The organism is Rhodohalobacter sp., from assembly GCF_034521535.1.
Taxonomy (GTDB): Bacteria; Bacteroidota; Rhodothermia; order Balneolales; family Balneolaceae; genus Rhodohalobacter.
Map to the genome: position 1 here is coordinate 980268 of NZ_JAXHMF010000005.1, position 25660 is coordinate 1005927.

General features: G+C 43.8%; 22 protein-coding genes and 1 pseudogene. 12 read left to right on the top strand and 11 right to left on the bottom strand.

Annotation, left to right across the window (positions count from 1 at the left end):
- Window positions 1-72 precede the first annotated feature (72 nt).
- Window positions 73-1092, top strand: coding sequence for a TIGR00341 family protein (locus U5K35_RS11305; RefSeq protein ID WP_322571569.1), 1020 nt, complete (start codon window positions 73-75; stop codon window positions 1090-1092).
- Window positions 1093-1327: 235 nt separating this feature from the next.
- Here the strand turns inward: U5K35_RS11305 and U5K35_RS11310 are convergent, their stop codons facing one another.
- On the bottom strand, window positions 1328-2482 hold the full coding sequence (locus tag U5K35_RS11310) for a ribonuclease D (RefSeq protein WP_322571570.1): 1155 nt from the start codon (window positions 2480-2482) through the stop codon (window positions 1328-1330).
- 128 nt (window positions 2483-2610) lie between these two features.
- Here U5K35_RS11310 and U5K35_RS11315 point away from each other — a divergent pair, with 128 nt between their 5' ends.
- Window positions 2611-3846: a glycosyltransferase family 4 protein gene (locus U5K35_RS11315; protein WP_322571571.1), complete on the top strand. Its 1236-nt coding sequence runs from the start codon at window positions 2611-2613 to the stop codon at window positions 3844-3846.
- An 18-nt stretch (window positions 3847-3864) separates the two neighbouring features.
- On the top strand, window positions 3865-4803 hold the full coding sequence (locus tag U5K35_RS11320; protein ID WP_322571572.1) for a D-2-hydroxyacid dehydrogenase: 939 nt from the start codon (window positions 3865-3867) through the stop codon (window positions 4801-4803).
- A 993-nt stretch (window positions 4804-5796) separates the two neighbouring features.
- Here U5K35_RS11320 and U5K35_RS11325 read toward each other — a convergent pair.
- Window positions 5797-7350 (bottom strand): M20/M25/M40 family metallo-hydrolase, encoded by a 1554-nt coding sequence (locus tag U5K35_RS11325; RefSeq protein WP_322571573.1) that lies wholly within the window; start codon window positions 7348-7350, stop codon window positions 5797-5799.
- A 105-nt stretch (window positions 7351-7455) separates the two neighbouring features.
- On the opposite strand from U5K35_RS11325, the gene U5K35_RS11330 reads away from it, so the two are divergent.
- Window positions 7456-8904 (top strand): N-acetylmuramoyl-L-alanine amidase, encoded by a 1449-nt coding sequence (locus U5K35_RS11330; RefSeq protein WP_322571574.1) that lies wholly within the window; start codon window positions 7456-7458, stop codon window positions 8902-8904.
- Window positions 8905-9643: 739 nt separating this feature from the next.
- Here the strand turns inward: U5K35_RS11330 and U5K35_RS11335 are convergent.
- Together U5K35_RS11335 and U5K35_RS11340 are read right to left on the bottom strand one after the other, a co-directional pair.
- Entirely contained in the window at window positions 9644-9844 is a 201-nt protein-coding gene (locus U5K35_RS11335) for a helix-turn-helix transcriptional regulator (RefSeq protein ID WP_322571575.1), read from the bottom strand.
- The gene (locus tag U5K35_RS11340; RefSeq protein WP_322571576.1) at window positions 9837-10271 is read right to left on the bottom strand and encodes a hypothetical protein; all 435 of its coding nucleotides are present in this window, start codon (window positions 10269-10271) and stop codon (window positions 9837-9839) included. The genes U5K35_RS11335 and U5K35_RS11340 overlap by 8 nt, the downstream gene beginning before the upstream one ends.
- Window positions 10272-10838: 567 nt before the next feature.
- Here U5K35_RS11340 and U5K35_RS11345 point away from each other — a divergent pair.
- On the top strand, window positions 10839-12395 hold the full coding sequence (locus tag U5K35_RS11345; protein ID WP_322571577.1) for an NAD(P)/FAD-dependent oxidoreductase: 1557 nt from the start codon (window positions 10839-10841) through the stop codon (window positions 12393-12395).
- A 117-nt stretch (window positions 12396-12512) separates the two neighbouring features.
- Here U5K35_RS11345 and U5K35_RS11350 read toward each other — a convergent pair whose 3' ends face one another.
- Complete coding sequence (locus U5K35_RS11350; RefSeq protein WP_322571578.1) at window positions 12513-13448, bottom strand: M23 family metallopeptidase; 936 nt, start codon at window positions 13446-13448, stop codon at window positions 12513-12515.
- A gap of 187 nt (window positions 13449-13635) precedes the next feature.
- On the opposite strand from U5K35_RS11350, the gene U5K35_RS11355 reads away from it, so the two are divergent.
- The 3 genes from U5K35_RS11355 (at window position 13636) to U5K35_RS11365 (ending at window position 15334) form a co-directional block, all read left to right on the top strand.
- Window positions 13636-14034, top strand: coding sequence for a hypothetical protein (locus U5K35_RS11355; protein ID WP_322571579.1), 399 nt, complete (start codon window positions 13636-13638; stop codon window positions 14032-14034).
- 254 nt (window positions 14035-14288) lie between these two features.
- The gene (locus U5K35_RS11360) at window positions 14289-15005 is read left to right on the top strand and encodes a Gfo/Idh/MocA family oxidoreductase (RefSeq protein ID WP_322571580.1); all 717 of its coding nucleotides are present in this window, start codon (window positions 14289-14291) and stop codon (window positions 15003-15005) included.
- A complete protein-coding gene (locus U5K35_RS11365; RefSeq protein ID WP_322571581.1) occupies window positions 14972-15334 on the top strand; it encodes a Gfo/Idh/MocA family oxidoreductase in 363 nt (120 codons plus the stop codon). The genes U5K35_RS11360 and U5K35_RS11365 overlap by 34 nt, the downstream gene beginning before the upstream one ends.
- Here the strand turns inward: U5K35_RS11365 and U5K35_RS11370 are convergent.
- Window positions 15291-15647 carry an ACT domain-containing protein gene (locus U5K35_RS11370; protein WP_322571582.1) on the bottom strand — a complete coding sequence of 119 codons (357 nt, stop codon included), beginning with the start codon at window positions 15645-15647 and terminating at the stop codon, window positions 15291-15293. The genes U5K35_RS11365 and U5K35_RS11370 overlap by 44 nt on opposite strands.
- 156 nt (window positions 15648-15803) lie before the next feature.
- On the bottom strand, window positions 15804-16481 hold the full coding sequence (locus tag U5K35_RS11375; protein ID WP_322571583.1) for a lysophospholipid acyltransferase family protein: 678 nt from the start codon (window positions 16479-16481) through the stop codon (window positions 15804-15806).
- 217 nt (window positions 16482-16698) lie between these two features.
- Here U5K35_RS11375 and U5K35_RS11380 point away from each other — a divergent pair, with 217 nt between their 5' ends.
- The gene (locus U5K35_RS11380) at window positions 16699-17334 is read left to right on the top strand and encodes an O-methyltransferase (RefSeq protein ID WP_322571584.1); all 636 of its coding nucleotides are present in this window, start codon (window positions 16699-16701) and stop codon (window positions 17332-17334) included.
- 99 nt (window positions 17335-17433) lie between these two features.
- Here the strand turns inward: U5K35_RS11380 and U5K35_RS11385 are convergent, their stop codons facing one another.
- Together U5K35_RS11385 and U5K35_RS11390 are read right to left on the bottom strand one after the other, a co-directional pair.
- Window positions 17434-18594: a THUMP domain-containing class I SAM-dependent RNA methyltransferase gene (locus U5K35_RS11385; protein ID WP_322571585.1), complete on the bottom strand. Its 1161-nt coding sequence runs from the start codon at window positions 18592-18594 to the stop codon at window positions 17434-17436.
- Between the two features lie 259 nt (window positions 18595-18853).
- Entirely contained in the window at window positions 18854-19285 is a 432-nt protein-coding gene (locus tag U5K35_RS11390; protein WP_322571586.1) for a peptidylprolyl isomerase, read from the bottom strand.
- A gap of 73 nt (window positions 19286-19358) precedes the next feature.
- Here U5K35_RS11390 and U5K35_RS11395 point away from each other — a divergent pair, with 73 nt between their 5' ends.
- Together U5K35_RS11395 and U5K35_RS19720 are read left to right on the top strand one after the other, a co-directional pair.
- The gene (locus tag U5K35_RS11395; protein WP_322571587.1) at window positions 19359-19793 is read left to right on the top strand and encodes a CoA-binding protein; all 435 of its coding nucleotides are present in this window, start codon (window positions 19359-19361) and stop codon (window positions 19791-19793) included.
- 309 nt (window positions 19794-20102) lie between these two features.
- A pseudogene (locus U5K35_RS19720) lies at window positions 20103-21321 on the top strand (6-phosphofructokinase).
- Between the two features lie 719 nt (window positions 21322-22040).
- On the opposite strand, the gene U5K35_RS11410 reads toward U5K35_RS19720, so the two are convergent.
- Window positions 22041-22763, bottom strand: coding sequence for a hypothetical protein (locus tag U5K35_RS11410; RefSeq protein ID WP_322571589.1), 723 nt, complete (start codon window positions 22761-22763; stop codon window positions 22041-22043).
- Window positions 22764-22821: 58 nt separating this feature from the next.
- On the opposite strand from U5K35_RS11410, the gene U5K35_RS11415 reads away from it, so the two are divergent.
- The gene (locus U5K35_RS11415) at window positions 22822-23169 is read left to right on the top strand and encodes a DUF971 domain-containing protein (RefSeq protein WP_322571590.1); all 348 of its coding nucleotides are present in this window, start codon (window positions 22822-22824) and stop codon (window positions 23167-23169) included.
- 41 nt (window positions 23170-23210) lie between these two features.
- On the opposite strand, the gene U5K35_RS11420 is transcribed toward U5K35_RS11415, so the two are convergent.
- Window positions 23211-25619: a TonB-dependent receptor domain-containing protein gene (locus U5K35_RS11420; RefSeq protein ID WP_322571591.1), complete on the bottom strand. Its 2409-nt coding sequence runs from the start codon at window positions 25617-25619 to the stop codon at window positions 23211-23213.
- Window positions 25620-25660: the final 41 nt, after the last annotated feature.

Below are 25660 nucleotides of genomic sequence, written 5' to 3' on the forward strand. Positions count from 1 at the left end.
GCCGGCTTTTTGATAAAAAGCCGGCTCTTCTTTTTTTGTTGATTAAATACGTTTTAAAATTCATATTCCCACATGGCACTTCGACTTATTCAAATTATTACTCCGGAAGGTTTTGATCCTGTTGAAGAGATTATCAACGAAGAAGATGTTATAGAACAGTGGATTGATGACTCTGTATCCGGCAGAACTACTGTTCATATTCTAGCGGATGTAGAGCTTACCGAAAAAATTCTCGAAGATATTGACAACAAACTGGGGCATCGGGATGATTATCGAGTGATTCTGCTTCCTGTTTCAGCTACCATTCCACGACAGGAACAGGAGGAAGAAGATGATGAAGATGAAAAAGAGAAAACCAAGGATGAACAGGAGTCGGAAGACAAGCGAGTAAAACGAATTTCCAGGGATGAGCTCTACGAAGAGATTAAAGCGGTGGTTGACAGTTCGTGGGTCTATTTTGTTTTAATTGCTCTTTCCTGTGTGGTAGCCGCCAATGGGTTGATCCGGAATAGCGGCGCGATGGTGATTGGCGCGATGGTGATTGCACCGATTTTGGGTCCGAATGTGGGCCTTTCTCTTGCAACAACTTTGGGCGATAAAGCCCTGATGATTCGCTCTTTCAAGTCCATTATTTATGGATTTTCAATTGGTATGGTGCTTTCTATTCTCATGGGGTACATGATAAACTTTGATCCGAATGTGTATGAGATCTCTTCCCGAACGGTTGTGAGTTTTGCAGATATTGCGTTGGGACTGGCGGCAGGCGTTGCCGGGTGTCTCTCATTTACCCGGGGAATTTCTGCAGCCGTAATTGGTGTGATGGTGGCCGTTGCACTTCTGCCTCCTATGGTAGCCACCGGTCTTCTGATTGGAAGCGGCATGTTTGATCTTGCATTCGGTGCAGGCGTCTTAACAGTCACATACATTATCTGCGTGAATCTGGCCGGTGTGATTACCTTCCTGCTTCAGGGAATAAAACCTAAAAGTTTCAGGGAGAGAAGAGAAGGAGAGGAACTGAGCCGCTATGCAATCATCATCTGGGCATCACTGCTCATCGGACTTGCCGTAATTATCTATACACAATTCATGTGATTTGAACTGGTAGTTCAACTTGCTTTCAAGTGATCTAACTTAACGTCAGTTTAAGAAGAATATATGAAAGAGTATCCCCCTTTGAAGGGGGAATGGGGGATGAAAAGTAGTAGTTCAAAGCTAAATGATAAATATTCAAACCAAACCTTAGTCCATCAAGTCATCCCCCTCGGCTCTCACGAGCCTCTTCCCCCTTCGAAGGGGGACATTCTATAGCACGTTCCTTATATCAAAATCAGTCCAAATACTGATCCACATCCAGATGCAGCTCATCCGCATAACGCTCCAATAAACTGCGTTTATAGTCTTCCAAAGATCCATTCGAGCCGGTCACCAGATCCGCGATGATCCGGTTGCTGAACAGAAAAGTACTCACCTCTTCACCGTAATCTTCGGTTATTTTATCTTTGATTGGAGAAAAGAATTCCGATTTAGCCTGCTGAATGAGCTGCTTTCTCTGGTTGATCTCTTTCATCTCCTCTGGAGTCGGAGATTTTTTAGCCGGTTTGGAGCGCGACAATCCCTTCGCTTCAGCTTCCTGAATGGCCTTTTGAACAAGCTTCTCCAATTTTTTCTGAATGCCTCTGTTTTTCAACCTGTTGAAAACTCCCTTTTCTGAGGTCCAGTTTTTCAGCCTGTCGGGATTTTGGGCAATATCACAGGTCAGATTTTTACTGAATATTTGGTAGGACGGGCGATCGGATTGACTTGCAATTTTTTCCCGGAATTCCATCAGCCGAACAAAGATTTCCCATTCAACCTCATTTAAATCCTGTTTATCTTTTTCCTTGATGAAGTTGTTGATGTCGGAATCATCATATTGAACGTGATCCCAGTTTCGGTTCTCTTCATCTATCCATCGCAGAATTTGTTTCTGCTCAGCTTCAGATTTAAACTTCTTTTTCAGATCAAAAAGGTAGAGAACGTCCTTGGCCGCATATTTTATCTGATTCTCTTTCAGAGGTCTCTTGAACCAGTTACTGTTCTGAGATGATTTACCCATATCCACTTCGAGTGTATCCTGAACAATATTAGTAAGAGAAGCGGGAGGATAATTAAGCAGCTGCGATGCAATTCTGAGGTCGAATATATTTTTGGGCCGGCAGCCAACATGATGCAGAAGCCTGTGGTCTTCCTGAAAAGCAAACGCCACTTTTTCAACAGAGGAATCTTCCAGAACCGGGAAGAGCTTTTCAGTTTCCAGCTGATCACTTAAGGGATCAATCAGGTGACAATCTTCACCGTCAAATAACTGGATGAGGCAGAGATTGAACCCGTACCGGTACCGGTTTCTGTCAAATTCAAGATCGATTGCAATTTGGTCGGTAGTTTCGAGATGGCGGACAACAGAGCTAAGCTCATTGTCCTTGTCGATGTAGCGTATGCTCATAAAATATTGTTGTGAAAAGTCAGGCGAAAGGTATTAAGAACTCCATCTATTCAAAAATAGACTTTGTTTAGGGTAATAGATTAATAAAAAGATCTGCGTGAGATGGTAGAAATGGATAGTTTTTAGACATGAATCAAAAAAAGAAATTGCTGATCATCGGAAAAGTGTGGCCGGAGCCCAGCTCATCTGCTGCCGGGAGCAGAATGTTGGAGTTGATTGACCTCTTTCAGCGGGGCGGTTACGACATTACTTTTGCCACTTCAGCTTCCGATAGCAGTTATGCAGTTGATTTGGCGGATTACGGCGTTAATCGGAAAGCTGTAGAAATAAACAGCTCTACATTCAACGATTTCGTTAGAGAGCTAAAGCCGGACGTTGTCATGTTTGACAGGTTTATGACCGAAGAGCAGTTTGGTTGGCGGGTTGTCGATGAGTGTCCGGAAGCAGTACGAATTCTGGATACAGAAGATCTGCACTCTCTGCGGGCAGCACGTCAGAACGCCTGGAAAAGCGGACAAGAATTTACACCGGGTATGCTTTTTGATGAAGAAATAGCCAAACGTGAAATAGCAAGCATTTACCGGTGTGATCTTTCACTGATTATCTCAGAATTTGAGTTTGAGTTACTTCAGAAACAGTTCAAGTTATCTGAGGATCTGCTCTGTTACCTTCCATTTTTGATGAACGAATTGCCGGAAAGTTCATCGATCCCATTCGAAGACCGGGATGACTTTGTGTCTATCGGTAATTTTCTGCATGAACCAAACTGGAATGCGGTTTTGTGGCTGAAGGAGGAGATCTGGCCGTTGATTCATCAAAAGCTTCCGAATGCAAAGTTGAATATTTACGGCGCCTATCCATCACAAAAAGTTTATCAGCTGCAAAATCCAAAAGAGGGATTTTTGGTGCATGGGCGGGCGGAGTCAGCCGAAGAGGTGCTCAGCAGAGCCAGAGTTCTGTTAGCTCCCTTGCGATTTGGTGCGGGGTTAAAAGGAAAGCTGGCAGATGCCATGAAATTCGGAACACCAAGCGTAACCACGTCCATTGGAGCAGAGGGAATAGAAGCAGCGGAGGATTGGCCCGGAGCTGTTCTGGATGATCCGGCACAGTTTGCAAATAGCGCTGTGAAGCTCCATCAAAAAAGAGAGATATGGGATGCGGCTCAAAAAAAAGGATTTAAAATTTTGAAACAGAGATTTGACAAAGAAAAGTTTGCTGATGGTTTTTTGAATCGACTGACTGTGCTGCATGAAAGTCTCCGGAACCACAGAAAGAAAAATTTTACCGGTTCGTTGTTGATGCATCACTATCAGCAGGGGACAAAGTATATGTCGAAGTGGATTGAGGAGAAGAATAAACATTAAAACTAAATTGATTTGAAAATGAACATCGTATTTCTGGATGCCAAAACCGTAGGAACACCGCCCAACCTTGAAAAGCTGAATGAGCTGGGAAACGTCACTTTTCATCCAGTAACAAAACCGGAGGAGACCGAAGAGCGGATCAAGGACGCTGATATTGTAATCACAAATAAGGTGGTGCTGGATGAAGAATTGATCTCAACATATTCGGGACAGCTGAAAATGATTGCGATCGCCGCTACCGGGATGAACAATGTGGATCTGGACGCAGCAGAGAAGCACGGAGTGGTTGTGAAAAATGTTGCGGGCTATGCAACTCACAGTGTGGCTCAGTCCACATTTGCCATGCTATTTAAACTGATGCAGGACCTGGATTACTATGATATTTTCATTAAGAACGGGGACTATTCTGAAAGCGAGATCTTCACCAATACGGATATCACCTTTCATGAACTGAGAGGAAAAAGGTTTGGCATTATCGGTCTTGGGACGATCGGACAAAAAGTGGCTCAGATTGCGGAAGCCTTTGACGCTGAAGTGGTCTATTACTCAACGTCAGGCAAAAATACGGATCAGCCCTACAAGCGATTGGATCTGGATGAACTGCTGGAAACATCGGATGTGGTTTCCATCCATGCCCCTCTGAATGAGAACACGGAGAATCTGATTTCCTATGATCAGATCAAAAAAATGAAAGAGACGGCCATTTTGATCAATACCGGCAGGGGAAAGATTGTGAATGAACCGGACCTGGCCAGAGCGATTGATGATAAACTCATTGCCGGTGCGGCGCTGGATGTTTTTGAGAATGAACCCATGGAGAAGGATAACCCTCTGCTTCATGTTGAAAACAGCGAGAGATTGATTTTGACGCCACATATCGCCTGGTCGAGTGTGGAAGCCCGAACCGAGTTGATTGATGGGATTTATGCGAATATCAAGGAGTTTTTGGATAGATGAAGTTCACCGCGGGGGCGCTAAGGTCGCAGATGGGTTTTTGTAAAAGGACCTGTGAACGTGACGACAGCAGTCGGCACCTGAAAGCGTCCGGTTGATACTTGAAGCGATGAGAGAGTTTTCAAAATCTTGTGGAATTTTCAGATTCACTCCACAATAGATCATTGTCCCGTTAGGGACAACATATGGGTAGAAATGGATAAAGAACCCATCCTCCTCTTTTGCGTGCCGGAGGTACGCCACAAAGGATCCAATTTCTCAACGTATGGATCAGTAATAAAAAATTTAACCCACATTTTTATCATAAATCGTCCTTCCTACGCGATAGTTTTATGTTCCGTACCTGACGGCACTCTCGATCATTGATGGATCTTTTTTCTACCCATATTTCGTCCCTACGGGACGAGTGGATGTTGAATATTAAGTCGGTTAAATATTCATTCAAGGAATAGAGTAAATCTATTATAAAGTGCACTTACTGAAAATAAGATTGTCCCGTCAGGGACAACATATGTTTAGAAATGGATAAAGAACCCATTCTCCTCTTTTGCGTGCCGTAGGCTACGCAATAAAGGATCCGAATTTCTCAACGTATGGATCAGTAATAAAAAATTTAAACCCACATTTTTATCATAGATCAACCTTCATGCGCGATATTTTTTGTTCCGTACCTGACGGCACTCTCGATCTTTGATGGATCTTTTTTCTACCCATATTTCGTCCCTACGGGACGAGTTGATGTTGAATATTAAGTCGGTCAAATATTCTTTCAAGGTATAGCGTAAATCTATTATAAATTGCACTTACTGAAAATAAGATTGTCCCGTTAGGGACAACAGATGGGTAGAAATGGATACAGAAACCCTCCAGCATTTTGCGTGCCGTAGGTACGCCACAAAAATCACCCGACCATATTGAATAATCGGGTGATAAGGAAAAGCTTGCTAAAAAATTCGTGGCATAACCCGGAGACTCACCACGAACATATAAACTAAATTAATCCAATCCGCCCTGACGATTAGGAGTTCTTGGATTTGGCCAGGTCATCTGCTCGCCGGTTCTTGGGTTGATTGGAAGAACCCGTCTTTCGCGGGAAGTTGTCTCCGGATCTTCACTGGCCATGTAAGCCATGGTTGCGATCAGAACAACGTTGTTTCTCACATCATCAAAAACAATTTTATCGTACGTATCACGATTGGTGTGCCATGTGTAACTGTAGTAATCCCAGCTCAGTGAACTCATCATAAAACCCGGTGCACCGGCTGAAACAAATGAGGAGTGATCACTTCCGCCACCGCTTGGAAGTCCCGGAAAACTGGTTTCAATATGCTGAGTTACATCACGCGGTACAGCGGAGAGCCATCGGGTTAGATATTCATAGGAGTGCAGGAATCCCTGTCCGCTGATGTTGGCAACCCTGCCGGTTCCGTTATCCTGGTTAAAGAGAGCCTGCAGACCGTCAACAATCTCCGGATTATCAGCAACAAATGCACTTGAACCGTTTAATCCTTGCTCTTCACCTCCCCAAAGCCCGATCAAAATAGTACGCTTCGGATTTGGATAGACCTTCTTCAGAATACGTGCGACTTCCATCATGGTGATTGAACCGGTTCCGTTATCGGTTGCTCCGGTTCCGCCATCCCAGGAGTCGTAATGAGCAGACAGGATGATATACTCATCCGGCTTTTCGGTGCCTCGGATTTCTGCAATAGTGTTGAACGTTGGAACTTCACCCATATCCTTTGATTGAGCATTCACCCGAATCACGGGATTTGATCCGTTCTCAGCCAGTCTCCAAAGCATTCCGTAATCTTCCAGAAGAACATCGATGTGAGGGATATTATCCGTTGCAGCGCCGAATATTTTGTTGGTGCCAAAACCGCGGCTCCAGTTCGACATCAGCAGTCCGGCGGCACCGGCTTCTTCAAGAGCTGTTGGAAGTGATCGTTGGTTGTATCCGGTGTTTTCGATGTTTGCTCTCCAGGCCTGCATTTGCTCCTCACGATCCAGCCGCATTTTTTCGAATGATTCCTCTGTAGCCCACTCTTCCCAGTTATAGTCAGGGCGTCCGGTGGGTTGTGGCATGGAAACCAATACGAACTTTCCGTCAATGGTCGTAAGCCACTCTTCAAATTCTTCTGTGCTGTCAACCCACGGCATGGATACCACTTCTCCTTCAATTCCGCCTTCCGGTGTTGTGGGACTCCATGCGAGCTGCATTGCCTCGAGTGTTACCACTCTTGGCTGGAGTAGGTCAACGTGAGTGATTCCGCGTTCCCAGCCGCGCCAGGTTCCGTACTGTTCGTTTCGGGCATCGATTCCCCAGCTTTCAAAGAGCTCAACAGCCCAGTTGTGAGCGTTCTGCTGTTGTGGTGTACCAACCAGTCTCGGGCCGATGACATCCAGCAGATGGTGCGCCAGCTCTTCCAGTTGTGAGTTTTCATTTGCCTCCAATACAATTTGATCAATGATCTCTTCCTGGCTCTGAGCAACAGCCAGAGAGGTCGTAATCAAAAAAAGAAATGCAAAAAGTTGTAGTGCTTTCTTCATATATCCCATGCGTTTGTTTAGGTTCTGATTCGAAACAATTTATGATTACGAATGTAGAAAAATTTCACTCGTCGATTCGTAAAAGTTTACCACAAATAAGTATATATGAGTCTTCTGCCAAGGCCTTTAATTTTTATTGCCGGTATTTTTTTGATTTCAATCCAGGCTGTTCAAGCACAGGATTCGACACCTCTTGTACAGCCTGATGGAATGTCAATATTGGCTGAATCTGATCAGCTTCCACGAACGGAGTGGATCTGGTCCGGTCAAACAGTAAGTGAACATCTAAGGTCAAAATCATCTGATCGAAACACCATCAAGCTACAGGGAGAAACGGAGCAGCCTTTTACGGGTTTGGCCGTCGGCTGGAAGCCGGAAGAGAATGACATCAACCCAAATGATTTTACATTGCGGATTCGAAGTTCCGCTCTTGATGAAATGTTGGGTGACTGGACATCATCATACGGCTATATCTCTGCCGAAGAATCTCCAAGCGGATTCTATTGGGCGATGCTTTATGTAACTGAATCAGGAAAGGCACATGATAAGTTTGAAGTGGAAATTGAGATGCCGGCAGGAGTACGTTTACAAGAAATTCGAATCACGGGGGCGGATGCAAGGCTGAAGGAGGGAGATGATTTTGAAAATGTGGAGAATGCTAAAATAGCTTCGAAAAGCTATGACATGCCTGAGATTGTGGATCGCTCCGGTTGGTGGGGAGATCTTCCTGCATCAGAACTGGAGCCAAGTTACTCGCCAACTCCGATTGATATCTCCCATGCGATTGCTCATCATACGGTTACGGCTAATGAACCTGCAAATCCGGCACAGGTTGTACGGCAGATTTGGGACTGGCATGTGAATGACAACGGTTGGCTTGATATTGGCTACAACTTTCTGATTGATCATGAGGGAATGATCTATCAGGGAAGATATAATCCAAACCTGGAAGAGACGGACGTAAGGGGAGCACACGCCGGCAGCGCCAACAGTCAAAGCGTGGGGATTGCTTTGTTGGGGCAGTTTGAACCGGGCGCTCAACCCGCTCCGGGTCAGCCGCAGGCCCTGGCACTGGATGCTTTGGTCAAAACAATCGGATGGAGGTTTACACAAAAGGGGATTGATTCCCAAAGCAGCGGTTTTATAGCCGGAAATTATTTGCCCGTAATCTCGGGGCACCGGGATGTGTCAGCAACTGCCTGTCCGGGTGAAAATCTTTACCAGCTTCTGCCGGATATTCGATCCGAGGTTGAAACCGGTTCGTCTGAACCACCTGAGGAAGTGGTGGATTATCCGTTTGAACTGAATCAGAACTACCCGAATCCGTTTTCGAATGAAACAACGATCTCTTTCTCACTTGATGAAGACTTAATTGTTACAATTGATATCTACAATGTAAATGGTGTCCATCTTGAACGTATTTATGAAAATGAAACCGAGGCCGGTGAGCATGATGTGAACTGGACGCCAACCGGTCTGGCCAGCGGTGTTTACTTCTATGAAATTGAGGCCGGGAACTTCCGCCAGATGAAGCAGATGATTTATATAAGATGAATTGACTCACCCCCCGCCCCCCTCTCTATCCTGACAGAGAGGGGGTGACTTACAAACTCATTTGATACTCGTAGTTTAAAAAATTGATGTGCAATGTTTTTCAGGAGTTCCCCTCCATGAGGAGGGCTTTTCGACTTAGGGGGTAAAGGGGAGGGTTTGAAAAGGCAAAGAGCTTGTATTGCAATTAAGGTAATGACCGGGCTATGAAAACAATATGTTCAGTCGTCTGACGAGTTTCTGAGCTAATATGTATTCTCATAAACCGGGAGGTGTCTCGACTTCATTTCGGCTCACTCCTTTCGCCTGCATTCCGCTCGACAAGACAGGTGCGGGTTTGTCAAAGTGCGGCGTATAACGTTTTGTGGTTAGGCTTGATTATGTATAACGCCGCGCAAGAGATTGGTGGGAGTAACACGCCAAGGAAGCGGCGGTGCGATGAGCTTTGATCTATTATGAAAACCAGATCCGCCGCAATAGTAACATGGGCAGCCTGTTTTGTCGAGCGGAGTCCCGAGAGCATGCTTCGTACTATTAAGTAGATTTTTTTTCGGGACGAAGCCGAGACATCTCCATATTACTGCGACTGTTTAAAATTTTCGTGGAACACGTATTAGTTCGGATTCACTTAATTTTAGTGCCTTGTTCTGATTAACTCGACAGTCGAGAGACGGAGTTAACTTTTATTCTCACAAACCGGGAGTTCAGTTCAAAACTCAATGAAAAATCTAAATGAGTTTTATCAGTCAGTATCTTCCAGGGAAAAAATCTCTTCTACTTTTTTATTCAGGATGAAGCCAAGTTTTAATGAAAGTGCCGTTGATGGATTATAACGACCGTTCTCGATTGCATTCACGGTTTGGCGAGATACTCCCAGTTTTTCAGATAGTTCGGCCTGTGTCAGATTAAGCTCCGTTCTGAATTTCTTTACTCTATTATTCATCTCGCGATGCTCTCCATTTTAGAAAGTGATAAACCATAAAAATCACGAATAGAGTTGTTGGCAGGCCTGCACGAGAAATATATATTTGCATCGGGCTCCAAATTACTGAATAGAACAGCAGCACAAATGAGATACCTACAACTATCGTTAGTCCAAGCAGAAAAGACTGCATGCGGAGCTGTAAACTCATCTCATCTTCAATTTTCTCTTTAGAAATCAGAGAAAGTATCAATCCTATTACTGGCAAATGGTAATTGAGTATATATACTCTCAACATAGCCACTTCAGCAGATACTGATCTAACATCAAAAAATTCATTGCTCATTGTAAGAATTATGAATACAAATGCAATAAGCCAGCCTGCTAAGAGAACGTAGCCCATATATCGGAAAAACCTTGGGAGTAAAAAGTTTTGTAATTGTAGCATCGCTTTTTAGTAAAGTTTACTTTACATCCAATGTAGATACGAAAACTATAAATGTCAATTTAGCTTTACATTATGTAATTGAGCCGTTAATATCTGAGCTAATATGTATTCTCTATAAGACTGCATTTGCTACTGCCGACGTGACTGCAGGGGGGTTTTGAGCTCGACTACTTTCGCATGAATTATGCTACGAAAACAATGTATTCAGTCGTCTGACGAGTTTCTGATTAAAGTGCGATTCGTATGATACTCGTATGTGGTTCGGATTCGATTATCGGCATCGACGTCCGTTCGCACTGCATTCCGCTCGGACAGTCACAGGCGCGGTCTGTAAAGCGTCGGTGCGATGAGCTTTGATCTATAGAATTAACTGATCCGCCGCCATTTCAATAGAGCGGAATCCTGTCATGTCGAGTGGAGACCCGTCTTATGGGTCAAAGCCGAGACATCTCCGTATCATGACTCCCTGTTCTGTTAACTCGACAGTCGAGGATCTGAATTCAACCATCGGGATCGTGTGGATTTATTCCTATTTTCAGTTCGCAAACCGCATAAACCATTTTTTTGATGATTAAAGAGTACCAGTTACGAGTTGATCCCGAGACCGCTGCAAAGCGTGAACTGTTGGAGAGATATCTCTCTCAAGAGAAGAATATCCCTATGGACGAAATAAACCACATCGAGATCCTGAAGCGATCAATCGATGCGCGGCAGAAGGATGTGATTATCAATCTGAAAGTGAATGTGTATGTGGGTGAAGAGTATGAGGAGGAACCGATTACCCTGCCGGATTATCCGCACGTTGGCAGTGAAGAGGAGGTGATTATTGTCGGTATGGGGCCGGCCGGACTTTTTGCCGCGCTGAAGCTCATTGAACTTGGGAAAAAGCCGGTCATCCTGGAGCGCGGAAAAGATGTGAAAGACCGTATCCAGGATCTGAAAGGAATCAACGTAAAGCACATTGTAAATGAGGACTCCAACTATTGTTTTGGTGAGGGCGGAGCCGGGACCTATTCGGATGGGAAGCTTTACACCCGATCCAAGAAGAGGGGAGATGTAGACCGGATTCTTCGCCTTTTGGTTGGCTTTGGCGCGGTGAGGGATATCATGGTTGAGGCTCATCCTCATATCGGAACCAATAAGCTGCCACCCATCATTGCCAAAATGCGCGAGTGTATTCTAAATCACGGCGGAGAGATTCATTTTAATACACGGGTGACAGATTTCATCATAGAGGGTGATCAGATCAAAGGGGCGAAGACGTTGTCCGGAGATACATTTAAGGCCGACCAGGTGATTCTGGCAACAGGTCATTCAGCACGGGATATTTTTGAGCTGTTGCACAAAAAGGGTGTAGAAATTGAACTCAAACCGCTGGCGATCGGTGTGAGGGTGGAGCATCAGCAGTCACTGATTGATTCGATCCAGTATGATTGTGAAGTACGAAGCGATTATCTGCCGCCATCGCCCTACAGCATTGCCAAGCAGGTGGATGATCGTGGAGTGTATTCGTTCTGCATGTGTCCGGGCGGGGTAATTGCTCCCTGTGCCACCAAACCGGGTGAGATTGTAACCAACGGATGGTCATCCTCGAGAAGGGCGCGAGCTACCGCCAACTCGGGAATTGTTGTGGAACTCCGGGAAGAGGACTTTGCACCGTTTGCGGAACATGGACCGCTGGCGGCGATGGAATTTCAAAAATCGATTGAGCAACGAGCATGGGAGATGGGAGGAAAAACGCAGACCGCACCGGCACAACGTTTGGTTGACTTCGTCGATGGAAAACTATCAGCCGATCTGCCAAATACTTCCTACGCACCGGGTATCAAGTCAGTGGAGCTGAGTGATGTATTGCCGGATTTCATCCATCATGCACTGGTCCGTGGGTTCAAAAAATTTGACGAGTCGATGAGGGGATATCTGACCAATGAAGCTGTGGTTCACGCCCCGGAGTCGCGGACATCTTCACCGGTTCGGATTCCTCGTGATTGGAAGACATTTCAGCATGTGAGAGTCAAGGGACTCTATCCTTGTGGCGAAGGTGCCGGTTATGCCGGTGGAATTATATCTGCCGCGATGGATGGAGAGAAGTGTGCGATGGCTTGTGTGGAAAACAAGAAGTGAGATTTAGGAGGTCCCCCGTCAGACCGCTTCATTCGGTCAGACGGGGGGAAATAGTATAAGACTGGTTTACGAGTATCAGTCTGTCTGCCTGCTCAGACCGAGCTTACGGAGTGAAGTTCAATTATTTCGTCTCCAGCGGCGACGCTCTCTGCGGCCCATCTCTTCGGTAATAACTTCTTCAGGATGAATGCTTGTATACTCCGATCCACTTTCAGGAATTTGTGATTTACCCGCGCTTGTTCTGAATTTTGGTTTTACATAGTGCCACTGGTGAATACCCTCCGAATCTTCCCGGTTTAAGGTCACCGATTCATCATTTCTGTAGTAGATGAGTAATCGAATCTGATTTCCGAATCCAAACTCTTCGCCGGCCATCTCACCCAGGGGATCACCCGGATATACAGTATCACCTATATCAACAAATATCTTGTCATCCCGAAAAGTGGAGTACCTGGCAAATGTGCAGTCGTCTTGTGCTACAACTACATAATTTCGGTTACTGGAAAAAACCAGTCCTTCATATTTCGAATTTTCCCCATCGCGAATGGATACAACAGTTCCTTTTCTGGCAGCGTGAATTATCGAATCGTCTTCCATATAAAAAACAATGGAGTACCAATCTTCCGGTGCGTCTTTTCTCAATCGATTATAGACATAGCTCAATTCACCTGATCTGGCTTTAACGCCTTCAGGATAGGGCAGAAGATATTCAATATCATCGGGCTCTGTATTCAAACAACCGGTATGAGTGCGATATCGATAGCGGTAGTTTGTCTGGAAGTTGTCCATCTCTTTGGTAAGATTGAATAACCTTGATCTTCCCCGGCTTACATTTCTGGAATAGGGTAATGAAGTGCTTGCGCGCAGGTTTCTCAACGTGGTAAAGTCGATGGTAACGATAAATGGAGATGGTGATTGGTTGTTGGCATAAAATGTATAACCATCCCGACTGTTTCCCCGCACCTCGATTTTAACATTCGATTGTCTGGCAAATGTATCTGATGATAGAGTAATAAATAAAAGTAAAGTGATGATAGTAGAATATCGTGTCATAAAAACAGATTTATGAATGTTTATATGAGCTGACAATAAAGATTTCGGTAGATGAAAGCAAAACAGTTAGATAGAGAAAGGTTTGGCTAATTTGCGACTGAAATCTTTAAATGCGGAACATATCTCAGCTCACTCGGTTGTAATGGATAGATATTTAAATTTTTGGAAAAAAAACCACGTTTTATTTATGAAAAGTTTTAAGCAAATCAGCCTTATAGCAATTACAGCTATATTTGGAGTATTTCTCCTCAGTTCTTGCAGTGATGAAAATAGTGATCAGCAGTCTCAGAATTTCGAGCAGGAGCGACAGGAAATGGTGAATAATCTGGAGGATCTGAGAGATGATCTGGATGCGAAGATAGAAGATCTTGGAGATCGCATCGAAGAAGCCGGCGATGATGTAAGTGAAGGTGTTAAAGAGGCCTATCAGGAACTCACTGATGACCGTTCTGAACTGGAAAAAACAATTGATGATGTTAAAGATGCATCAAAAGATTCGTGGGACAAAATTAAGACAGAAGCTGACAATGTATATGATTCTGTATCAGACCAGTTCAACGAATGGATGGATAAACTGAATAACTAAAGTTTTTAAAAAAAAATTACAGATGACCCCGAAAGAGGCGCAGAGCTAAGAAGTACTGCGCCTCTTTTTGTTTGGTATATACTGGATTTAGGATATCAAACTGTTTTCAGTTTAGAAAAATAGGTAAAGATGTATTAACTCAATTGGTTTTGTAACGCTTCCTTTTAATTTGTCTAAATGAGACACGTATAATTTTTATCATGAACCTGATGAATTGAAATGTCATCTATCTCTAATCAAATTGTTGAGTCAGCATGAGTATTAAAACAGGAATTGTGGGCTATGGAAAATCAGCTAAAGTTTTTCATGCGCCCCTGATTAACGCCGTTCAAGAGTTGGATTTATACAGTGTGGTAGAGCGCAGCAGTGATGACGCCATCCGGAAATATCCCGATGTTGAAGTTTTCAGAAGCTTTAAAGAGATTTTGAAAGATGATGCGACAGAACTTTTGATCATCACAACGCCTAATCACCTTCACTTTTCCATGGCACGGGAGGCACTGAGTGCCGGAAAACATGTTGTTATTGACAAACCGTTCACGGTTACTTTTGAGGAAGCCAATAAGCTGATACGATTAGCTGATGATTTGGACCTGAAACTATCTGTTTTTCAAAATCGTCGGTGGGATGGAGATTTTATAACGGTTGAAAAGTTGATCAGGGATCGAAAAGTAGGAGAGGCAGTGGAAGTTGTCTCCACATTCAACCGGTTTCGAAATCAGATTCAGGAAGATGCATGGAGAGAAAAGAGTCAGCCCGGAAGCGGTGTTTTATATGATTTGGGACCTCATCTGATTGATCAGGCTATTCAGATTTTTGGTAAACCGGATCAACTTTACGCGGATATTCGTGAGCAAAGAGAAGGAGTGACGGACGATTATTTTGAATTGGATCTTCACTATCCAAATCTGAAAGTGAAAGCTAAAAGCCGGGAGTTTTGGTTGCGGATCCAACACCCAGATTTACGGTAAGAGGAACGGATGGAGCCTTTGTTAAATTCGGTCTGGACCCTCAGGAACAGAATTTAAAAGAGGGGAAGAAACCCAATTCGCAGGATAACAGATCAGGCAGCGACAACTCATGGGGAACGCTCTACAAGTGGGAAGACAGCAAAATGAGTGAGGAGAAAGTAAAAATTGCAAAGGGCAACTATTCCGCATTTTATAGGGAAATGGCGGCCGCGATAAATGGAAAGGCTGATCTGCCGGTTGATCCGAACGACGCAGCCTACGTCATCTATCTTATTGAACTTGCCTTCAAGAGTAACATGGAAGGAAAACGTATGGATGTATCAAAGTAACCGGTACTTTATTCTTGATACTGATTTTTCCGTTGATGTGAAGTAGAAAAACGCGGTCGGAAACGTATCGAACCTCAATTCCATCTATGAGTTTTACTGCCTCAACAATTTCGCGGGAGTGGCGGGTATCCCGCGCGCTCACCGTAATGTCCCGAACTTTAAATTTACCCTCAACGGCCACAACATCAACACCGCCCGGATCGCCCCGATGCTCAGCAATGACATTCAAAACTTTGGCAAGCATGCCCGGTTTGTTTACAATGGCCATGCGTACGGTAAAACTATAACTGACGCTCGGTTGTATTTCACTCATGGAAGAAGTTCTTACATCAAATTTTTTCTGATGTCATTTAAAATGCACCAAATCCAAAAAAAACATAAAATCGATGAACAATAAGGTAATGTTTTTTACAGAGAAGTGTATTTAAATCTGTCTCCAATGCCTTGAATAGGAGTAGGTAAGGAGAAATCAAACAGTTGTAAATTGCTCAGGATGGGAGTGAGTCTTGTCCTGTAAATCGATCAATACCCGCTGCATTTCGTTTTCAAATAGCAGGTTGAGTTCATCAGAAGATTGTTCAGAACTGAACTCAACGGGAGAACCTACTTTTAAAAAGAGCTCGGGCTTGTCATGTCTGGCCGTATGAATATAAATACCAACCGGTACAATATCTGAACCGGGTGAGCGGCCGGCTATCCATCCCAGGCCTTTTTGGAATTGTGGTTTTTGTGTGGAGAAAGGTACAATCTTTCCCTCCGGATAGATGAACAGGCTGGAGTTGGGACGCTTCATGGAATCTACTGCGTAACGGAGCGATTTGAGTGCAGCTCTGGGCTCACTTAAATTCACAGAGAAAGCGCCGATTTTACTAAAAAACTTGTGCTGTCTCATCTGCTTGTCTTCCATAAGAGCCCGGGCATTCTGTTTAAACAGTTTCTGATTTAAGAGAAACGGAATCAGGCCATCCCACCAGGAGGTGTGGTTGAGATAGTAAATGGTTTTACTCTCCTTTCCGGGTTGGTACTGTTGATCAATCGCGATATTTTTGAATCGCCGCCAGAAAAGATTGCGAACATAGAGATCAAATATGGAGATAAACCACTTTGATTCGTTAGCCGGTATGAAGTTGGAAGAAGATCTTTTCACGTTGATAAAAGGCGGTGGTTTTTAGTAGACTTACTTAAGCTAATTAGATTGTCTCCCCTTGAGGGGAGTGTCCCGACGGTATTTTTGTCGGGGCGAGGGGTGTTCATCCCCCTGTTCACCTGACTCACGTCAGATTCACTTTCCCCCTTCTAAGGGGGACTTTTCAAAACAACTCTCAAACAATTAAATATCTGAATAAATAAAGAGTTTAAGGTACATGGAGATTACGAACAAACAAATTGCAGAATACACGGAATCGTTCACGTCTGAGGAGCCGGAGATCATCAAAGAGCTGGTGATGGCATCGGATGAAGATCTGGAGTATATCGATATGCTGAGTGGTCGACAGACCGGAATGCTGCTAAAAATGCTTGTGACTATTTCCGGTGCCAAACGAATTCTGGAAGTGGGTACATTTACGGGTTATTCAGCTATCATGATGGCGCACGCTTTACCTGACGGTGGTGAGCTGATCACCTGCGAGATGAACGAGCGCTATAGAAAGATATCAGAACCGTTTTTCGCAAGAGAACCCTATCGAACTAAAATCACCCAGAAGATGGGAAATGCACTCGAAATTATTCCCACGTTGGAAGGAACTTTTGACCTGATTTTTCTCGATGCGGATAAAGTCAATTATCCAAAATACTACCGCCTTGCCAAAAAGAAAATCAATTCCGGTGGTCTCATCGTTGTGGATAATGTTTTGTGGGGCGGAGAAGTGCTGGATCGTAAGAACAGGAAGGCAAAGGCAATCCATCAGATGAACGAGATCATTCGGGACGACGATGAAGTGGAGCAGCTGATGCTGCCCCTGCGCGATGGAGTGACAATTGTCAGAGTTTTGAGTTAGAGTAGCAAAGAAACCAGGAAATGTTCACAAAGGGCATGATCTAAATACCTTCGTGAACCTTGTGCCATACTCTGTGTCCGTTGTGGTTAAAGCGAAGCGTTATTTTTTACTCCCTTTGTACAGCTCGTATTCAAAAAGTTTGCACTCCAAGGTTGAGTTAAACAGTGTTGTTCTCGATTTGGCCCGCAATCCAACTTTTTTTGCCAATGCCATATTTGCGGTGAAAACATAACCGGTTTTACCGGGACAATCCTGCTTCATAAAATCACCGATACCTTTGTAAAGAGGCCGTAAATCAGTGTTGTCTTCCAGTCGCATGCCATACGGCGGGTTGAACACTACAACGCCATCTCCGTCCGGTATGGGTGTTTTTTCATACTCGCAGGTTTCAAACTCAATGAGGTGATCCACGCCCGCGGTCTTTGCATTTTTTTTAGCCGCCATCACCGCACGCGGATCCTGGTCTGTTGCAATAAACTTTCCTTTCACATCTTTTACGGCCTTCTTTTTGGCATCATCTCTTACTTGCTGGTAGTAAGATTCGTCATAGCCGAGTATGTGCATAAAACCGAAATTATTTCGAAGCGATGCGGGGGCTCTGTTCAGCGCCAGCATTACGGCTTCAATAGCAATGGTTCCGCTGCCTGTCATTGGATTGATAAAATGCTCCTGACCCGGCTTCCATCGGGTGGATTGTACAATTGCCGAAGCCAGAGTTTCCTGCATGGGGGCAGCCACGGATGAAGTTCTGTAGTTTCTTCGGGAAAGAGATTCTCCGGATGTATCAAGAAAAATTCTTGCTCCCTGGCGGTTCCAGAATAGAAAAAGAACGGTGTCGTTCAAATTAGATCCGGTGTCGGGTCGGGATTCTGTTTTAAAACGAATACGATCCACAACCGCATCCTTTACCACAAGATTTGCAAACTGATCATTATCGATGGTAGGGTGATCCACTCGAGAGGTAACAGAAAAATAGCCGTCTTCAGAGATCCACTCTTCCCAGTGAATTTTTTTCAACCAGTTTCGAAGCTGATCGGGCGACTGAATCGATTTCTCTTCCATCAGGTAGTGAACGCGATGTGCAGTTCTTAACCAGAAATTGAGCAGAATACAGTCGTTCAGAGAGGCTTCAATCTCCACACCTGTTTTTCGTGTTGATGTCGGTTGAAAACCCAGTTCACGCACTTCTTTTTCCAGAAGAGGAGCGAGACCAAGCGGACAGGTAATGCTTACGGTACTTTTCTTGTTAAAATCGGCCATTGAAATGCTAGAGTTAAAATCGATTTGTCGGTTTAAGGAAATCTCCTCTTGAGAGAAGACAGATAATAAATGCGTTCAGCATTTTTATCAGTGGTGTGATTAATCCCAGATTGAAGCAGTTAAACACACCCCTGACAACTACGTTAAACACTTCGTTGTCTGTCCCCTCTCAAGAGGGGAGGTGTCATCAAATAAAAAAGCCCGATCCGATATACAAATAAGTAATCAGATCGGGCTTATAATGTATTACTAATTGAAATTAATCGGCAACTTCTACCAATTCAATTTCAAATTTCAGGTCCTGGCCTGCAAGCGGATGGTTGGCATCCAATGTCAGGTTCTCTTCTCCAACTTCAGTAATTCGAACAGGAATCGGTTGTCCGTCCTGCTGATTTACCTGAAGCTGCATTCCAACTTGTGGTTCAACGTCATCCGGAAGCTGATCTTTTGGTACAGAGATCACTAGATCTTCTCTTGCCTCTCCGTAAGCATCATCGCTTGGGATTTCTACTTCTGTTGAATCGCCAACATTCATTCCAACAACGGCTTTTTCAAAGCCTGGAATCAACTGGCCCTGACCCAGTGTAAATTCTAAAGGTTCTCGTTCTTCTGATGTATCAAATACCGTACCGTCAGTCAATGTGCCGGTGTAATGTACTTTTACGGTATCTCCGTCTTTTACTTTTGACAAAATGTTTTGTATTTATTTTCAATTATTATGTTGTATGCCATAAATATAACCATTTTAAAGCAGAATTAAGAATTTGAGCATCCTATTCGGCACCGAGCAACCCGACCTTAAAGAACTTTTTGATACAGTAGAGACTATAGCTGTCATCGGCTGTTCTTCCAATCCATATAGAACAAGCAATCACATTACTAAATATCTCATTGATCATGGGTTTGATGTGATTCCGGTAAACCCAAACGAAACAGAGGTTTTTGGACTAAAGAGCTATCCGTCTGTTGATGAGATACCTGAAGATGTGAACGTGGATATCATGAACATTTTCAGAAACAAAAAGTACACGGACGAAACCGTCATAGAGATTATCGAATGGGCTGATAGAAGAGGGCAAGAACCGATCATTTGGACGCAACTTGACGTAAGTACCGATTCTGCTAAAAAGAGAGCCGAGGAGAAAGGACTTATCTACATCAAAAATCGGTGTATTATGGTTGATCACGGTTCAATTTAGGTGGTTGACTCAGTAACAACTTTTTGGCAACTGTTATGTCTCTCCTGTATTAGCTATTCCACCTGATAGCCGTCACCTGCCTGCGATCATTTTCGCCAAAATCATAAACTTTTCGGTTTTGCATCTGCAGTTCAGTTGTTAACTATGATTACAGTACAAAATTTGTAAATTATTAATAACCAAGTTATTCATAAACAGATATGTCAGTATCGCATTTTAGAGGGCATTGAAGTAGAATGTATATTTCAACTTATGAAGCAGTCGGTTGTTCTTTCACAAGCAGGTATTAATCAATAAAAAACTTTAGTTATGGCAAATATCAATAGTGGCAAAAAAGTGCTTGGAATATTAACGGGAGGAGGTGATGTTCCCGGACTCAATCCTGCAATCCGCGCTGTAACCATACGGGCACTTCGCGAAGGTTATAAGGTAATTGGAATTCGTCGAGGCTGGGGTGGTATGATCGACATCATCCGTGATAAAGATGCGGATAATAGCAATAACTACCTTGATTTGACCAGAGATATTGTAAACCGGGCCGGACGCACAGGAGGTACATTTCTGCATACTTCGCGTACCAATCCCAGCAAGGTATCTATGGAAAATGTACCAGAACATCTGAAGGATAAGTTCACGGATGATATAAACGATCTTACTTCTGAGGTGCTGAAAAATCTTGATTATTTGGGGATTGATACACTTATCCCTATTGGAGGTGATGATACGCTCAGTTATGGTGTACGGCTGCATGAGGAGGGGGTAAAAGTTGTGGCTATTCCAAAAACCATGGATAACGATGTGCCGGGCACAGACTACTGCATTGGATTCAGTACATGCGTAACCCGGACAATTCATCTTGCAAATAATCTGCGTACCCCGGCCGGTTCGCATGAGCGTTTTCTTGTGATGGAGGTGTTTCGGCCGATATGCGGGCTTTACGGCCATGCTTCCAACTATGGCGGGTGCGGCACATCGCTGCGTGATTCCCGAGTATAAGTTTGACATGGATCACCTGACCGAACTCCTTGTGGAAGATCGTAATGCTAATCCAAGTAAATATTCCATGGTGCTCGTATCAGAAGGGGCCATGTTTGAGGGTGGTGAAATGGTATTCGAAGACAGCCGCGCCGACGCTTTCGGCCATAAGAAGCTTGGAGGAATTGGTGATTTGGTATCTGAGGAGCTTCAGCGAAGATCGCCAAAATATAATAATGGGAAGGAGATTCGTACCGTAAACCAGAAACTGGGTTACATGGTACGTGGCGGTGACCCCGATGCGATCGATTCTATTGCTCCCATGGCTTTCGGAAATCTTGCCCTGGATCTGATTTTGGAAGGAGTATCGGGTCGTCTTGTGGTTTTAAGCAACGGGCGCTACAGTAATATTCCGATTGAAATTGTGACCAGCCGCAAAAAGCTGGTGGATGTGGATAAGCACTACAACATAGAAAGACTGCGTCCATTTTATCATAAATTTGAGAACCAGCCTCTCTTCATCATGGCAAGCGAGATGATGAAAAATAAGTAGAGTGGAATCTGAGCAATTAGCTTGATATAGAAGTAAAATTTAGAATTTAAAGAGGCTGTCCAAAAAGGAACATTAGTTCGAGTAGCGCTTAAATAATTTAGTTTTCTCCTTCAAACTCACCCTATATCCCTCTCTAACTAATAGAGAGGGATATAAAGTCTAAATTATTTAAGCTTGGTTCTGTGTTTATTCACTTTTTGGACAACCTCAAAAAAATGATGATAAACGAACCTTAGGACACCCCTCTCAATTTCGTTTCACGTGTCGCTGTCGCTCGGAGCCCATTTCTAGGGCTACCGTGTGTACACAAATTTATTTTAGATCATGACCTAAGTAAATTTTAGATAGTTTTCCGGAGATTCCTCCACTTCAATCCGAAAAACACGGATTTATGGTCGGAATGACAGGCTTCATATGGGAATAGGCAGCGGGCAGCTCTCACCCTTTTTCCCATATACAGCTTTCTGCCCGCTGCTGCCTTACCCAGGTGCCATGTCGTCCCGACTAAGAGAGCCTGTCTGCCGAAGCTTTAGCACAGGCAGGCGTAGCGAACGCATGGAGGGATCTCATTGAAAAAGGCTATAATCGCTTTATTACTTTATTTAGATATTGAAGCCTTCATTAATATTATTAAAGATGTGTACACACGGTAGCTTTCTAGGGGAGAAGTTGTTAAAACCGTCACTCAACTGATATATCTTAGTCAATTACTGTTCAATTTAAGTTTCTTCGCTGTTGAACATATTTTCACGACGCTCATCGGCAAATTCATCCATTTTTGACTTTAAAACCATCTCTATCTCTTTTCGGTCTGTCGCCGGTACGGCGGTGGTAAACTGCTTGATTCGTTTCTCACTAACCAATGAGCCGGACATGAATTCTATCGCTAAAACCTCTTCACTCTGCCAGTGCCACGAGACTATATCCGGCCAGGAGATTCTTCGATCTAGTATGAGAACTCCGTCAGTTCTGAACTCAGGAACCGGTTTCAGAGTCCAGGTGAACAGTCCAAATCCAATAAGTGAAAGCCCGGATGTGATGCGAATCCCGGTAACCGGCAAGTCAATCAGAATGGAAGTGCGATAGAGCCCAAAGATTATGATGGCTGCGGCCAGCAGGTTGGGAGCGTGATCAATCCAGAAAGAGCGATTTTGGTACAGAATGGTTCCCGATCTGGTTCGCTCTTTATACAGTCGATATGCATAGCCAAAGAAAAAACCACCGATAATGGTGTAAACGCCCATCATGAAGGGCGCTGCCACGGATTGAGGAAAGAGGCCGAACGAGTTGGCAATGATTAACAGAGTGAAAAATGCGAGCAGACCCAGCAGTGAGTTGAGTACCAATGGAGGTGTGAGTCGGTCAATAAAAAATGATTTTCTGCTGCCAATCCAGGCGCTTCCAAAAAATATGAGAAGCAAAACGGTACTTAAAATCCACATAAATGGTGCGTATATTTGTTGATAATATAAATATTCATTTAGCAGAAACATTCTGAGTATGGACGCAAGATACAAACCGGTATCGGTAGATGTTAGTAATTCGGAGCAGTTAATTAAAGTAGAGTGGGGAGACGGACACATCACAGAGCTCTCACTTTTTGGATTGAGGAAAAATTGTCCATGCGTATCTTGTCGTGGCGGACACTCCGAGATGGGGAAGTTTGAGCCGGAACTGTTTAAAATTGAACCGACTCGAAAATATGAAATTAAAGAGGCTGAACCTGTTGGAAACCACGCCTTAAAAATTACCTGGGATGACGGACACAACGCAGGCATGTACCGATGGCAGTTAATTCGTGATATGGATGAGGCCGTTCAAAAGCTAAATGAAGAGAAAGAAGGGTAAACTCCTGCCTCTTCAGTTGGGTCAATCATTTATCTTTATGATTACCGTCGGCCTTCTGAATTGAAATTGTATTGAAATGAAACTCTGAAAGAGCGGGATGACCAGCTGTAATTGTTATTGGTATAAGATGTTTCCCGGATAACTTCACGGTCGGCATTTCTGGAGTTGAATAGATCTCTCACGTTGAGTGACAGTCTCGCTTTTCCGTCCAAAAGCTGTTTGGATATTCCTGCATTGAAAGAGGTTGATCCTCCTCGTCTACCCTGTGTAGTTTCGCGTGGCCCTCGATAAAACATATTGGATTGAAAATTCCAGCTCTCCAAAAACCGGTATCTCACTCGTAACCGGCCGGTAAACGATTCACTGCTGCTTTCATAAAGTTCTCCTTCAAACTCGCCTTCCGATTCAGACTGAAAGAGGTTCAGTGATCCGGATAATTGAAAACCCTCAAACAGATCCTGGTCTACAGAAAGTTCAACACCCCAGGCATCTTCGGTAGCCAGGTTGATTGGGAAACGGGTAGTGATGCCGTCACCGTCAATGGTATAAACGTCCTCTATCACTCCTGTGCGATAGCGGTAGTAAAAACTTGTGAGGATAGATCCTGATTCCCATCGTCGAAGCCATCCGAGTTCGTAAGAATTTCCGATTTCAGGATCTAAGTCAGGATTCCCAACTCTTCGGTTTCTTGAGTCGCGGATCTCAGTAAATGGCAGAAGATAGCGCGACCACGGTCTTGAAATTCGCCGGCTATAGCTTAATTGCACCGAATTCTGTTCGCTAATGGTATAGGATAGGAAAAGGCTTGGAAACAAATTGGTATAGTTCTGACTGCTTTGAGTTCCGGCCAGGTCGAGTTCTGTTTCGATATTTGTATTTTCAGCTCTTAGTCCGGCCTGATAGGTAAAACCGCCGGCTTCACCTGAATAGATTGCATACAATGCATTGACATTCTCTATGTAGGTGAAATTGTCGCTGAGTGTAAATTCACTCTCAGGTTCTGTCCACACACCGTCAATAAATTCCTCAGAAATAAAATCGTTGTCTTCCCATTCGTAATTGATTCTCATCCCGGTTTCAAAACGGCCATTATCCCCCAAAGGACGCTCATAATCGGTATCAAACCGAATTTCTCTATACTCTTCGTCAGAGAATGTTCTTCTGTCGTTAAAATCAGAAGTACCAATTTCAGTTACACCTGTCTGAAGAAAATCTTCGCTTTCACTTCCAAATTCAAAATCAAAATCCGCTGTGAGGCGGTGCTCGTCACCTTCAAATCTATTTTCATACTGCAGTCTTACGTCAAGGTCACGTCCTCGGGTATCTTCAATATTTTCTCGATCGATCTGACGGAGAATATCCCAATTGTTATTAATAGAGCGGTAGATTTGGTTTGCAGGAGGATTGAAATCGGTATAGAGCAGATCTCCATCTTCATCACCTCGTTCAAGGCTAATTCTTGATGAAGCTGTCAAAATCTGATCGTTTGGAAGAAAAAAATCGGCACCAAAAAAGATATTGCCTTCTCTCTCTTTCTCACTCACATCATTTTCTTCACTAAACAAATAGGTAGTATCCGCACTAAAGCTTTGGAATGCTGAACCCGTTTCCGGTTGGTTTTCATATTCAACATCTAAATTGAAAAACCAGTTAATACTGTTCTTTTGATAGTTGAGGTTGGTGCTTACACTGCTATCAAGCGGATAGCCGGTTGTTACCTGAACATTTCCATTAAACCCCAATTGAGCGTTATCAACCAGAATGATGTCTATAATACCCGCTGTACCCTGTGCCTCATACCGGGCTGAAGGGTTTGTAATGACTTCAACGGACTGTATCAGACTTGCCGGTATACTGCTCAATCCGTCTGTTCCGCCTCTTACCAAATTTGAAGGGCGGCCGTTTATCAAAATTTGCACTCCCTGGTTTCCGCGAAGACTTATGTTTCCTTCAAAGTCTGTGGTAATTGAGGGTACATTATCTAAAACATCCAGTGCCGATCCACCAAGACTGGCCACATCTTCACCAACATTGAAGCGACGGCTGTCAAAATTCATCTCAACATAAGATCGCTCTCCCCGCACTACAACTTCATCCAGTTCTTCCTGACGTTCTTGCATTTCAATCTGACCCAGAGCTATTGTTTCTTCTGAAGTAACCTCAATTTCTGTGAGGTAAGTATTCAATGAAACAAAAGTAATTCTGAGCCGATATGTGCCGGGTTCAATACTGATTTTAAAATTGCCGTCAGGATCTGAGGCAGTTCCCTTTAGTAATTCTTCAGATTCGGGATCTTCCGGTAAGATGGCTACGGTTGCATTGGGTATACCTTGTCCTTCCGTGTTTACGACAGTGCCGGTTACAGATCCGGAATTACTACTTTGAGCAAATGCTGAATTTGATAGAATCAGGTAAAAACTAAGTAGCAGTAAGTATTTTGTAATTCTCAATTTCATTCTTTTAGATGTAGCTTTATTCGCAGTGATACTTA